The sequence below is a fragment of the Quadrisphaera sp. DSM 44207 genome (genome assembly GCF_900101335.1).
In the GTDB taxonomy this organism is placed as follows: domain Bacteria; phylum Actinomycetota; class Actinomycetes; order Actinomycetales; family Quadrisphaeraceae; genus DSM-44207.
On the sequence record NZ_FNKA01000001.1, the window covers coordinates 201607 to 214537 of the forward strand.

General features: G+C 80.1%; 9 protein-coding genes. 1 reads left to right on the forward strand and 8 read right to left on the reverse strand.

What is annotated here, in order from left to right; translation table 11 throughout:
* Positions 1 to 4 precede the first annotated feature (4 nt).
* Together BLS82_RS00905 and BLS82_RS00910 are read right to left on the reverse strand one after the other, a co-directional pair.
* Positions 5 to 805 carry a transglutaminase-like domain-containing protein gene (locus BLS82_RS00905; RefSeq protein ID WP_176818861.1) on the reverse strand — a complete coding sequence of 267 codons (801 nt, stop codon included), beginning with the start codon at positions 803 to 805 and terminating at the stop codon, positions 5 to 7.
* Entirely contained in the window at positions 802 to 2724 is a 1923-nt protein-coding gene (locus BLS82_RS00910; RefSeq protein WP_092860810.1) for a circularly permuted type 2 ATP-grasp protein, read from the reverse strand. The genes BLS82_RS00905 and BLS82_RS00910 overlap by 4 nt, the downstream gene beginning before the upstream one ends.
* A 192-nt stretch (positions 2725 to 2916) precedes the next feature.
* On the opposite strand from BLS82_RS00910, the gene rpsT reads away from it, so the two are divergent.
* Positions 2917 to 3186, forward strand: a complete 270-nt coding sequence (gene rpsT / locus BLS82_RS00915) for a 30S ribosomal protein S20 (RefSeq protein ID WP_092862441.1) — start codon at positions 2917 to 2919, stop codon at positions 3184 to 3186.
* An 85-nt stretch (positions 3187 to 3271) separates the two neighbouring features.
* Here rpsT and holA read toward each other — a convergent pair whose 3' ends face one another.
* The 6 genes from holA to BLS82_RS00945 form a co-directional block, all read right to left on the reverse strand.
* Complete coding sequence (holA, locus tag BLS82_RS00920) at positions 3272 to 4306, reverse strand: DNA polymerase III subunit delta (RefSeq protein ID WP_092860812.1); 1035 nt, start codon at positions 4304 to 4306, stop codon at positions 3272 to 3274.
* Positions 4307 to 4345: 39 nt separating this feature from the next.
* Entirely contained in the window at positions 4346 to 6847 is a 2502-nt protein-coding gene (locus tag BLS82_RS00925) for a ComEC/Rec2 family competence protein (RefSeq protein WP_092860814.1), read from the reverse strand.
* Positions 6848 to 6975: 128 nt separating this feature from the next.
* On the reverse strand, positions 6976 to 7782 hold the full coding sequence (locus BLS82_RS00930; protein ID WP_092860816.1) for a ComEA family DNA-binding protein: 807 nt from the start codon (positions 7780 to 7782) through the stop codon (positions 6976 to 6978).
* A 147-nt stretch (positions 7783 to 7929) separates the two neighbouring features.
* Positions 7930 to 10863 carry a leucine--tRNA ligase gene (gene leuS / locus BLS82_RS00935; RefSeq protein WP_143028694.1) on the reverse strand — a complete coding sequence of 978 codons (2934 nt, stop codon included), beginning with the start codon at positions 10861 to 10863 and terminating at the stop codon, positions 7930 to 7932.
* 268 nt (positions 10864 to 11131) lie between these two features.
* Entirely contained in the window at positions 11132 to 11953 is an 822-nt protein-coding gene (locus BLS82_RS00940) for a UbiA family prenyltransferase (protein WP_218123414.1), read from the reverse strand.
* Positions 11954 to 11980: 27 nt separating this feature from the next.
* Positions 11981 to 12907, reverse strand: coding sequence for a diguanylate cyclase domain-containing protein (locus tag BLS82_RS00945; RefSeq protein WP_092860818.1), 927 nt, complete (start codon positions 12905 to 12907; stop codon positions 11981 to 11983).
* Between the last annotated feature and the right edge of the window lie 24 nt (positions 12908 to 12931).

The window sequence follows — 12931 nt, forward strand, 5'->3', positions numbered from 1 at the left end:
CGGGTCAGGGCAGGCGCGTCATCTCCACACGCACCAGCACCTGCGGCGGGCGCGGCCCGGGGTGAGCGCTGCGCAGCGCCGGGACGTCGGAGCGCCCGCGCGCCCGGGCCAGGACGACGTGCCCGTCGCCCGGGGCGGCGTCGAGCAGCGGGTCCCAGGCCCGCCAGCCCCCCGCCCACCACTCCACCCACGCGTGCGGGTGAACCACCACCGCCTCCCCCGCGACGTCGGGCCGCGGGTGGCGGTAGCCGGAGACCCAGCGGGCCGGCAGGCCCAGCGCCCGCAGGCAGCCCAGGGCCAGCTCGGCGACGGCGCGGGCGGCGTCCCCAGGTGCACGGTGGGCTGCGCTCCCGGCCGCGGCGCGGGCGAGCCGGCAGACCGCGACGGCCACCTCGTCCGGGCTCCCGCCGTCCGCGGCGGCGTCCCAGGCGCGGCGCACCAGGCCGGCGGGCGGCTGCGGGCCGGCGTCGAGGAACTCGGCCACCGCGTCGGTGGCGCCGCGGTCGCGCAGCAGCTCCCAGCTCCCGCCGGGCGGCGGCGCGGCGGCGCGGTCCACCTCCACGGTCGAGGTGGCGGTGACGACGAGCTCGGCGCAGGGCTCGTGCACCTCGAAGGCGGTCACCTGCGCGCCCCAGCAGTCGCCGTGCACCTGCTGCCACCCGCCGGGGCGCACGTCCAGGCGGGTGCGCAGCGCCACCTGCCCGGGCGCGGTCGACGGCGTCAGCCGCGCCTCGTGGTACGAGGGGCCCACGGGCGCGGCGTGGCGGTGCACGACCGAGTGGGCGATGCGCAGCCGGGCGCTCACGCGAGCTCCTCGACCCGCAGCCGGCCCGGAACGGCGGGGAAGCAGCGGCGGGTGAGGGCCTCCGCGGCGGCGGCGCACGCGCGCTGGAGGCGCTGCGCCGCGGCCGCCGGGTCGGCGGCCAGGTCGGCGAGGGGGCGGTACTCCAGCTCCGCGCGCGCCCGTCCGAGCCGGCGCGAGGCCTCCTCGACGGCGCCCGCGCCCGCCTGCTCGGCGCCCAGCTCGGCCAGGCACCGCTCCGCGCGCGCGAGGGCGTGCACGGCCGAGCGCGGGTGCAGCCGGTCCAGGAGCAGCTGCTGCACCGCCGCGGCGGCCCCGGCGCCCGCGCCGTCGGCCGCGGCGGCGGTGTCCGGCCCGCGGGCGCCGAGCAGCGCCGCCCACGCGTCCGGCGTCCGGCCGCCCGAGCTCGCGGCGGCCGCGGCGGCCAGCAGGCGCGCGGTCGCGGCGGCCCGCCCCGTGCTCAGCCCGAGCTGCCAGAACAGCCACGCGTCGTCGCGCCGCATCCGCGCCGCCGCCGTGCCGGTGACCGCCGCCGTCCGCTGGCACACCCACGCCGCCGCGGCCCGGGGGTCGCGGGGCCGCCACCGTCCCGGGGGCAGGGCGGCGCACGTGGCCTCCAGCGCCTCCAGCGCGGCGGCCGGCAGCCGCTCCCCCGCGCGCCTCGCCTCGGTGCGCGCGTCGGTGAGGGCCGCCACGACGGACGCTGCCACCGACCCACCGACGGACCCGCCGGCCGACCCACCGGCGGACGCACCGACGGACCCACCGGCGGACGCACCGGGCTCGCCGGCCTCGACCGCCGGCGCCAGCCCGGCCTCGAGCAGGCGCGCCGCGGCGTCCGCGCGCTCGAGGTGGGCGGCGGCGCGGAAGAGTGCGCCGGCGGTGCGGGCCAGGACCGGCGCGGGCGCCGCGGGCGACACCCGGCCGGCCGCCGCGCGCCGGTCGGCGACGCGGGCGCCGGGGCCGGGACGGGCGTCGCCGGGGGCGCTCGGGCGGGTCTCGGGCAGGAGCACGCGCACCGCTCCGGTGGGCAGCACGCGCATGCACGCGCCGTCGTCCACCACGAGCACGCGCAGGCGCTGGCCGGGCCCGGCGAGCGCGCCGCGCGGGCCCGGGGGCGCGGCCTCGAGCAGCGGCTCCTCGCCCAGGTGGTGGCGCACCAGGTCGGCGGTGGCGCGGGTGACGGCCGGGTCGGCGGCCAGGTCGCCGCCGAGCGCGGGAACGAGCGCGACGGCGCCCGCCCGGGCGGCACCGACCAGCCCGGGGCACCCGAGCGCGGCGCCGTCGCGGGCGTGCAGGGGGTCGAGGAGGTCGTCGGCGACGCGGCGCAGCACGACGTGCACCGGCCGCGAGCCCGCGGTGGTGCGCAGCTGGACCTGACCGCCGCGGCAGTGCAGGTCTGCGGCCTCGACCAGGGGCAGGCCGGCGCTGCGGGCCAGGAGGGCGTCGGGAGGGCGCTGCCGGCGGATCCCGGTCAGCACGACGACGAACGGGTCCTCGACCCCCGAGGGCGCCGCCGCCCGCAGCGCGGCGAGCACCGGCTGCGGGTGCTCCTCGGCGCCAGCGGGCACCGCCGCGTCGACCCCGAGCAGGAGCAGCGCGCCGTCGGGGGTGCGCAGGAGGTCCACGGCGCACACCGGCAGCCGCACCCCGCCGACCGGCTCGACGCCCACCGCCGCGGGGGAGAACCGGGAGGAGCCGGCGACCAGGCGCCGCGGCAGCCCGCCGCCCGCGAGCGCGCTGCCGGGGCGGGGGCGGTGCACGGCGGCGAGGAAGCGCTCGAGCGCCCGCTTGTGCTGGACGACCCCCGCCCGCAGCGCCGCCCACTCCTGCTCGCCGAGCGCCGCGCCGCCGTCCGGCAGCTCGACCCCGCCGCCGGCCGCGGCGACGGCGCCCGCTCGGGGATCGGCGAGCTGGGTCATGACCGGACGGTACCGACTGGAGCGTCACCGCGAGGGCACTCAGCGTGATCCCTCGCGGGTCGGTCGTGCAGGGCCCCGCTGGTAGCATCGGCGGCTGCGCGCGTGCGCCCGCTCCCGGGAGGCGCCCACCCGACGACCCGCACCAGCCAGTCCTGCACCGAACCGCTCAGCCCCTGCGACAGGGAGTTCCTCGTGGCCAACATCAAGTCCCAGATCAAGCGCAACGCCACCAACGAGAAGGCGCGCCTGCGCAACAAGTCCGTCAAGTCGGAGCTGCGGACCCTGGTGCGCGGCGTGCACGCGGCCACCGCCGGCGGCGACGCGGAGGCGGCGCAGAAGGCGCTGCGCGCCGCCAACCGCAAGCTGGACAAGGCCGTCTCCAAGGGCGTCATCCACAAGAACCAGGCCGCCAACCGCAAGTCGGCCCTGGCCCGCCTCGTCTCCCGCGGCGCCTCGGCCTGAGCCGCGGCGCGCGGCCCGGGCCGCGCCCGCGCAGCGCACTCCTCGCGGACCCCCGCAGCCTCCCCGGCTGCGGGGGTCCGCCGCGTCAGCCGCGCGCCGCGGTGATGGCGAGGACGGCGCGCTCGACGGCGTAGACCGGGTCGCGCCCGCCCCCCTTGACGGCGGCGTCGGCGTCCGCGAGCGCGATGATGCCGGTGGCCAGGCCGTCCGGGCTCCACCCGCGCAGGTCGCTGCGGGCGCGGCCGACCTGCCACGGCGCCATGCCGAGCTGGCGGGCCAGCTCGTGGTCCGGGCCGCGGCCGGCGGCGCCGACCTTGACCATGGCGCGCAGCTTCGCGGCGATCGCGGCGACGAGCGGCACGGGGTCGAGCCCCGCGTCGAGGGCCTGGCGCAGCAGCCGCAGCGCCTCCTCCCGCTGCCCGGCGACGGCGGCGTCCGCGACGCGGAAGCCGGTGACCTCCGCCCGCCCGCCGTAGTAGCGGTCGACGTCGGCCTCGTCGACCGGCACCCGCCGCCCGCGCTCGTCGTGCTCGGGGACGTCCGCGACCAGCTGCGCGCACGCGGCGGCGAGGGAGCGCAGGTCCTGCCCCACGGCCAGCAGCAGCGCCTCCAGCGCCGAGGGCGTGACCGAGCGCCCGGCCGCGCGGAACTCGGCCTCGACGAAGGAGCGCTGGTCCGCGGCGCTCTTCACCGGCGGGCAGTCGACGACGACGGCGCCGGGCAGGGCGCGCACGGCGTCCAGCAGCCCCTTGGCCCGCTGCCCGCCGCCGTGGCGCAGCACGAGGACGACGTCGTCCTGCAGGTCGCCCAGGGCGGCCGTGGCGTCGGCGACGAGCGCGTCGCTGGCCGCCTCGACGCCGCTGACGACGACCAGGCGCGGCTCCCCGAACAGCGACGGGCTGGTCCACAGCGCCAGCTGCCCGCTCGAGCAGGTGGCGGCCTCGATCTGCACCACCTCCAGGTCGGGGTGCTCGGCCCGGGCCAGGCGGCGCACGCGCTCGACCGCGCGCTCGGCCAGCAGGGCCTCGCCGCCGGTGACGAGGACGACGGGCGCGGGGGTCGCGGCCTGCCAGCTGACCGCGCTGCTCGCGCCCCGCGCCGGGGCCCTGCGTCCTGCCACCGCGCCAGCCTGCCACGGGAGGCCGACAGGTCGGTGCGCTCACCGGGCCGCCGTCCACAGCGCCTCCCGCGGCCCGCCGACCGCCACGGCCCCGGCGGTGTCCGTGCGCAGCACGACCGCGCCGAGTCCGTCGAGCATCGCCAGCGTGCGCGGCGCCGGGTGCCCGTAGTCGTTCTCCCGCCCGGCGCTGAGGACCGCCACGCGCGGCCGGAGCAGCCGGTGCAGCGCGGCGTCCTGGCGCGAGGAGCCGTGGTGCGCGACCTTCAGGACGTCGACGCGCCCGCCGAGCACCGCCAGCGCCGGGTCGGTCAGGGCCGGTGCGCGGCGCAGGTCCGCCTGCGCGGTCGGCTCGACGTCCCCCAGCGCCAGGACGCTGGGCCCCTCCGCGCCGGCAGGGCCGCCCGGGGACGCCGTGCGCAGGGCCACGACGAGGCTGGCGTCGTTGACCCGCGACCCCTCGTCGTCGCCGCTCCCGCCACCGGCGCCGCTCGACGCACCCCCGGTCGCACCGCCGGTCGCGCCCCCGGTCGCGCTCCCGGCTGCACCGCTCGCCGTCGCGTCGGGCCACAGCACGTGCCAGCGCACCGACCCCGCCGTCCCGGCCGCCCCCGCGCGTCCCGCCGCGACCGGCACGCCGGCCGCGCCCAGCCGCCGGGCCACCTCGCGCGCCGCGCCCGCCGGCTCGGCGAGCGGGCTGACCAGGGCCGCGGCCACGCTCCGGCCGGCCAGCACGCCCTGCAGCCCGTCGACGTGGTCGGCGTGGAAGTGCGTGAGCACGAGCAGGTCCACCCGCCGCACGCCGAGCCCGTCGAGGCAGCGGCGCACCGCGGCGGGCTCGGGACCGGCGTCGACCACGACCGCGGCCCCGGGCCCGGACGCGACGACCAGGGCGTCGCCCTGCCCGACGTCGCACGCCACGACGCCCCACCCCGCCGGCGGCCAGGCCCGCAGGCCGCTGGGCACCGGAGCGCACCGGGCCGCCACGACCAGCACCACCAGCACGAGCACGGCGGTGACCGCCCCGTGCACCGCGCGGCCGCGGCTCCTCGCGGCGCCCGGGCGCAGGAGCCGGGCGGCGCGGGGCACCAGGAGGAGCCCGGCGGTGACCAGCGCCAGCGCGAGGGCGCCGCGCCAGCCCTGCGGCCACGGCAGGGTCGCGCCCGGCAGCGCCGCGCCGGTGCGGGCGACGAGCGCGACCCACTCCGTGCCGACCCCGGCCACCCGCGCGAGCAGCTCGGCGCCGCCCGCCCACGCCGGCGCGAGCGCGGTCGCGGCCAGGCCCAGGACGGTGGCCGGGGCGACCGCGGGAGCGACGAGCAGGTTGGCGGGCACGGCCGCGAGCGGCACGCCGTCGTCGAGCAGCAGCACGACCGGGGCGCACACGGCCTGCGCGGCGGCGGGCACGGCCAGCGCCGCTGCGAGCCAGCGCGGCAGCGGCCCGGACAGGGCGCGCGTCCACGGGCGCGCGAGCAGCACCAGCGCCCCGGTGGCCAGCACGGACAGCGCGAAGCCGTAGGAGCGCGCCAGCCACGGGTCGGCGACGAGCAGCACGAGCGCCGCCGCGCACAGCGCCGGCAGCCCCGCGCCGCGGCGGGCGGAGAGCAGCCCGAGGAGCCCGACCGCGCCCATGACCGCCGCGCGCAGCACGCTGGGCTCCCCGCCGGCGAGGGCGGCGAAGCCGGCCAGGGCGGCGCCCGCGGCCAGCAGCCGGGCGCGCCGCCGCAGCCCGGCGCCCGCGGCGACCACGAGCACGGTGCCGGTGACCAGCGCGATGTTGCTGCCCGAGACGGCCGTCAGGTGCGTCAGCCCGGTGGTGCGCATGGCCTCCTCCAGGTCCGGCGGCAGCCGCGAGGTGTCGCCGACCACGAGGCCCGGCAGCAGGCCGCCGGCGTCCGGGGGCAGCGGCTCGGCCGCCCGCTGCAGGCCGGCGCGCAGGCCGGCGAGCACCGCGGGAGCGCCCTGCGGCGCCGTCGCGGCGCTGGGCCGCCCCGCCAGCAGCAGCGCCCGCACGTCGTCCCCGGGCTCGGCCGCCTCCAGCTGTCCCGTGGCGGTGACCCTGTCCCCGCGGTCCAGCGCGGCCCACGCCTCGCCGCCGACCACGAGGACCGCGGCGCGGGCCGGTGACCGCGCGCCGCGGCCCGTGACCTCCTCGACCCGCACCCGCACCACCCAGCGCGGTCCTCCGCGCTCGGCCCGCCCGGCCTGCGCGCGCACGGGGCGCGGCTCCCCGGCGACCGCGCCGGTGACCGTGGCGGTGGCCCCCCGCTCGGCGAGGTGGGCGAGCAGGCCGGCGTCGCGCACCGCGCCCGCCGCGAGCGCCGAGGCGCACACCGCCGCGACCGCCGCCGCGGCCAGGACGACGGCACCCGCCCGGCGGCTCGGCGGCTCGCCGCCCGTGCGGCGGGCCGCGACCGCGGCGGCCGCACCGGCGGTGGCGCCCGCGGCGAGCGCCGCCGCACCGAGCGCGGCCGCGCCGGCGGCCACCGCCCAGGCGGCTGCCGCCCACGCGGCCAGCGCCGCCGGCAGCAGGCGCAGGTCCATCCCCTGCGCGCCGCCGGAGGCCGGGGGCGCAGGGGACGCAGAGGGCGCGGCGGGCGGTTCCGGTGCGGCGGGCGGTTCCGGTGCGACGGGCGGTTCCGGCGCGGTGGGCGCTGGCCCGGCGGGCGCCGTCACACGGTGACCAGCGGGCGCAGCCGCTCGAGCAGCGTGTCCCCGATGCCGGCGACCTCGGCCAGCTCGTCCACGCTCGTGAAGCCGCCGTGCTCCTCGCGCCACTGCAGGATGCGCTCGGCGAGCACCGGCCCGATGCCGGGCAGGGCGTCCAGGTCCGCCGCCGTCGCGCTGGTCAGGCTCACCGGGCCGGACGCCGCTACGCCGCCGGGAGCAGCTGCGCCGGCGGCACCGCCACCCGCACCGCCGGTCGCGCCGGCCGCGGGCACCGAGACCGGTGGGGTGGTCAGCTCCTCGCCCGGGCGCGGGACCTGCACCTGCTCGCCGTCCACGAGGGGGCGGGCGAGGTTGGTGCGGCTGGTGTCGGCGTCCCCGGTCAGGCCTCCGGCGGCCTCGACGGCGTCCGCGACGCGCGCGCCGGCGGGCAGGCGCACGAGCCCCGGCGCGACGACCTGCCCGACGACGTGCACCACCACCGGCGCGCTGCCGCCAGCCGCAGGGGCGCCGCCGTCCGTCGCGGGGGCGCTCGGGGCGGACGCGGCACCGGAAGGTGCGGGGACGGGCTCCCCGACCGGCGGGCCCGGGCTCGGCGTGGCCGCTGCGGGCACGGGGCTCGGCGGCACCGGCGTGCTGCCCGTCGGGGCCGTGACCGCCGTGCGCAGCACCAGCAGCGCCACGACCCCGGCCAGCAGGACCAGGACGGCGACGCCGGCGGCCGGGGGCGGGGACCACCGGGCGCCCGACAGCGCGCGAGGGCGGGACCTGCGGTCGCTCGGCGGCGCGTGCCGCGGGGCGCTGGGGAGCATGCGCCCAGGCTGCTCGGCCCCGGCGGCCGCGGGCGGTCGCCCGCGGCGGCCTGTGGACGGCGGGACCGGACGCGGCGCCTGTGGGCGGCAGGTGGCGCCGGTGCCGGACTCAGCCGGGCTGGGTCGAGCCGGGCCGGGCCGGCCGGGCTAGGCGGGCACGACGTTGACGAGGCGGGGTGCGCGCACGACGACGGTGCGCACCCCGCGCCCGGCCAGCGCCCGCTGCACCCCGGCCGCGGCCAGGGCGCGCTCGCGAAGGTCGTCCTCGCCGACGTCGGCGGGCACCTCGAGGCGGTCGCGCACCTTGCCCGCGACCTGCACGACGCAGGTGACGGTCTCCTGCGCCAGCAGCGCCGGGTCGGCCTGCGGGAAGGGCTCCAGCGCCAGGAGGTGCTCGTGGCCGAGGCGGCTCCACAGCTCCTCCGCCACGTGCGGGGCGAGGGGCGCCAGCATGAGCACGAGCGGCTCGACGACCTCGCGCGGCACCGCGGACAGGCGCGTCAGCTCGTTGTTGAGCTCGATGAGCTTGGCGATCGCGGTGTTGAAGCGCAGCCCCGCCATGTCGGAGGCCACGCCGGCGATCGTGCGGTGCAGCAGCTGGCGGGTGGCGAGGTCGGCGGGGGCGTCCACCACGCTCACCGCGCCGGTGCGCTCGTCGACGACGTTGCGCCACAGCCGCTGCAGGAACCGGTGGGAGCCGACGACCGCGCGCGTCTCCCAGGGCCGGGAGGCGTCCAGCGGGCCCATCGACATCTCGTACAGGCGGAAGGTGTCGGCGCCGTAGGCGGCGTACATCTCGTCGGGGGTGACGACGTTCTTCAGGGACTTGCCCATCTTCCCGTACTCGCGGGTGACGGGCTCGCCGTCCCAGGTCAGGCCGTCGGCGCCCTCGACCACCTCGGCGGCGGGCACGTACTGCCCGCGCGCGTCGGTGAAGGCGTCGGCCTGGACGTAGCCCTGGTTGAACAGGCGCCGGAACGGCTCCTGGGAGGAGACGTGGCCGAGGTCGGCGAGCACCTTGTGCCAGAAGCGGGCGTAGAGCAGGTGCAGGACGGCGTGCTCGACGCCGCCGACGTACAGGTCCACGCCGCCGGTGTCCGGCTGCCCGTCGGGACGCCGTCCGCGCGGGCCCATCCAGTACCGCTCGACCTCGGGGTCGACGAGGCGCTCGTCGTTGTCCGGGTCCAGGTAGCGCAGCTCGTACCAGCACGACCCGGCCCAGTTGGGCATCGTGTTGGTCTCGCGGCGGTAGCGCTTCGGCCCGTCGCCGAGGTCGAGGGTCACGTCCACCCACTCCGGCACGCGGGCCAGGGGCGGTTCGGGCTCGCTCGTGACGTCGTCCGGGGCGAAGGTGCGCGGGGAGTAGTCGGGCACGTCCGGCAGCTCCACCGGCAGCATCGCCTCCGGCACCGCCAGCGGCAGCCCGTGCTCGTCGTAGACGATCGGGAACGGCTCACCCCAGTACCGCTGGCGGCTGAACAGCCAGTCGCGCAGCTTGTACGTGGTGCGCGCCTGCCCGGCGCCGCGCTCGACCAGCCAGGCCAGGATCCGCTCCTTCGCCTCGGCCACGCCGAGGCCGTCCAGGCTCAGCGAGGCGTTGGAGGAGTTGATCGCCGGGCCCTCGCCGGGGTACGCCTCGCCCTCCCAGCCCTGCGGCGGCGCGACCGTGCGCACGACGGGCAGGCCGAACTGCGCGGCGAAGTCCCAGTCGCGCTGGTCCTGGCCCGGCACGGCCATGATCGCGCCGGTGCCGTAGCCCATGAGCACGTAGTCGGCGGCGAAGACGGGCAGCGTCGTCCCGGTGACGGGGTTGGTCGCGCCCAGGCCGGTGAAGACGCCCGTCTTCACGCGGTCCTCGGCCGTGCGCTCGGCGTCCGTGCGGGCCGCGGCCGCGGCGCGGTAGGCGGCGCCGGCCTGCGACGGCGTCGGGGACCCGCCCGTCCACGCCCCGGGGGTGCCCTGCGGCCAGGTGGCCGGGACGGCGTCCAGGAGGGGGTGCTCGGGCGCGACGACCATGAACGTCGCGCCGAACAGGGTGTCGGGGCGGGTGGTGAAGACCTCCAGCGCGGCGGGGCGGCCCGCGCCGTCCGGGTCGGGCTCGCTCGCGCCGTCCATCACGGGGAAGGCGACGACCGCGCCGGTGGAGCGCCCGATCCAGTGCCGCTGCATCGTCTTGACGGGCTCGGGCCAGTCGAGGCGGTCCAGGTCGGCGACCAGGCGGTCCGCGTAGGCGGTGATCCGCATCATCCACTGCCGCAGCGGCCGCTCGACGACGGGGAAGTTGCCGCGCTCGCTGCGCCCGTCGGCCGTGACCTCCTCGTTCGCGAGCACGGTGCCCAGGCCGGGGCACCAGTTGACGGGCGCCTCGGAGACGTACGCCAGGCGCTGCGCGTCGACGACGCGGCGGCGCTCGACGGCGTCGAGGTCGGCCCACGCGCGCCCGTCGTCCAGCTGCCGCTGACCGCTGTCGTACTCGGCGACCAGCTCGGCGACCGGACGGGCGCGGCCCCGGCCGCCGTCCGGGCGCTCGGCCTCGGCGTCGTACCAGGACTTGAAGACCTCCCGGAAGATCCACTGGGTCCAGCGGTAGTACCGCGGGTCGATCGTGGACACCGAGCGCCGGTCGTCGTGGGCCAGGCCCAGGCGGCGCAGCTGGCGGCGCATCGTCGCGATGTTCGCCTCGGTGGTCACCCGCGGGTGCTGACCGGTCTGCACCGCGTACTGCTCGGCGGGCAGGCCGAAGGCGTCGTAGCCGAGGGTGTGCAGCACGTTGCGCCCGCACATGCGCTGGTAGCGCCCGTAGACGTCGGTGGCGATGTAGCCCAGCGGGTGCCCGACGTGCAGCCCCGCCCCCGAGGGGTAGGGGAACATGTCCATCACGAACAGCTTCTCGCGCCCTGCCACGGCCTGCGGGTCGGCCCACGGGCCCGCCGGGTTCGGCGCGTGGAAGGTGCCCTCGGCGGCCCAGCGGTCCTGCCAGCGGGTCTCGATGCGCGCGGCGAGCTCCGCGTCGTAGCGGTGCGCCGGAGCGGCCCCGTCGCTGCTCGTGCCTGTCGCGCTCGTCCCGCTCACCTGCGTCATGACCGTCCTTCGGGGTGCTGCCGGCGGCTGCCGCCGGCCGGCGTCCAGGGTATCGACGCGGGTGCGCCGCGCCGTCCGCGCGCCGTCGGGGTCCCGCCCACGCACCGTCCATCCGCCATCGGTCCGCCCTCCGGAGGGCTGCCCACCCGCCCTCCGGAGGCCGCCCCGCCGCTCCGGAACCGCAGTTGCACGCCCGGATGCGCGTCAGCGAGCTCCTGGAGCGCACTCGGGCGCGCAACTGCGCGTCGGAGGGCGGCGCGGACGGCGCTCAGGCCGGCAGCAGCGACGTTCCCGACGCCACGACGCCGGTCACGCAGAGGGCGGCGGCGGCCACGACCGCGCGGAAGCCGTTGCGGCTGCGGCTGGCCGCGCCGACCGCCCCGGTGGCGGCCGCGAGCACCAGCAGCGCGCGGGCGAGCACGGGCAGGTCGGCCCAGCCGCCGACGAGCAGCACCCCGGCGCCGAGGAGGACCAGCAGCGCCGACGCCACCCGGCTGGCCGCGGGGCCCAGCCGCTGCGGCAGGCCCCGCACGCCGGTGGCGGCGTCGGCCTCGGCGTCCGGCACGGTGTTGGCGAAGTGCGCCGCGAGCCCGACGGCGGCCCCGGCGGCGCACACGAGCAGGGACGGCGAGCGGCCGGCGGCGGTGGCGGCCACGGCCGGCAGCAGCCCGAAGAAGACGCAGTACGGCAGCGGGCTGGCGAGCGTCGCCTTCAGGCGCAGGTCGTACGCCAGGCCGGCGGCGAGCCCGGCCAGGTGCAGGGACGCCGGCACCAGGCCCAGCAGCAGCGAGAGCGGGACGGCGGCCGCGGCGGCGGCCGTGGCCGCCGCGGCGACGGCTCCCCGGGCGAGCGCGCCCGTGGCGACGGGCTTGTCGGTGCGCCCGGCCGCGACGTCCCGGTCGGCGTCCACGGCGTCGTTGGCCCAGCCGATGGCCAGCTGGCCGGCGGCCACGGCCAGCGCGACGAGGACGGCGGTGCCGGCGGACCCGCCGGCGGCCAGGGTCAGGGCCGCGGAGAAGGCGGTGACGGCGACGGCGGGCCCGGGGTGCGCGGCCCGCAGCAGCGTCAGGGGACTCGCGGACCGGCGCACCCGCGGCACTCTAGGTGCGCGCGGGCCTCAGGCGCCGAGCTCGGGCGCCTGCGGCTCGCGGGCGCTGGGGGAGCGCAGGGCGCGGCGCAGCGCGAGGTCCTCCCCCGCGCGCGCGACGAGCACCTCGAGGCCGCCGGCGTCCCACGGCTCGAGCAGCGCCGCGCCGACGGTGACCGTGGACGGCCACGCGCCCGAGGAGGCCGCCGCGGCCCGCTGCAGGCAGGCGCGCACGCGGCGCTCCAGCTCCGCCGGGCTCGTGCCGGTGCCGGGGCCGACCACGGCGAAGACGTCCTGGGTCCAGCGGCCGACGACGTCCGCGCCGCGGGTGACGGTGCGCAGCGCGTCGGCGACGGCGCACAGCGCCTCGTCGACCGCCGCCGGCCCCGCGACGTCCTGGATGGCGGCCAGGTCGCCGACCTCGACCAGGGCGGCGTGCATGGCGCCGGTGGCGCGGCGCACGGAGCTGAGCAGGTGCCGGCTGAGCAGGTCCAGGCCGTTGGCGTTGTAGCAGCCGGTGACGTCGTCGACGACGGACACGGCCTCGGTGACGAGCTGCGCCGAGGCCAGGTCCTCCTCGGCCAGGCGCCGCTGCCACGCCCACGCCACGGCCACCGCCAGGCCGAGCAGGAGCGCGGGCGCCGCGCAGGCGGCCGCGACCGCGGTGCCCGCCACCGCCAGGGCCGTGCCGGCCCCCACGACGAGCAGGCCGGCGGCGCTCGCCGCCCACGGCACGCCCGCGCGCAGGCCGCCGAGGGCCGCGGCCGCCACGGGCAGGACGACGACGGGCTCCGCCGAGCCGGTCACGAGCGCGGCGAGCACGACGGCGCCGGACAGCGCCGCGGCAGCGGCGACCGGGCCCGCCGACGGCAGCAGCCCGGCGACGGGGGCGACGGTGCGGGCGCGGGACGCCGCCACGTGCGCGCCGCGCCGCCGGACGCGACCAGGGACCCTCACGGCAGGGACGTCGGCACGGCGGGC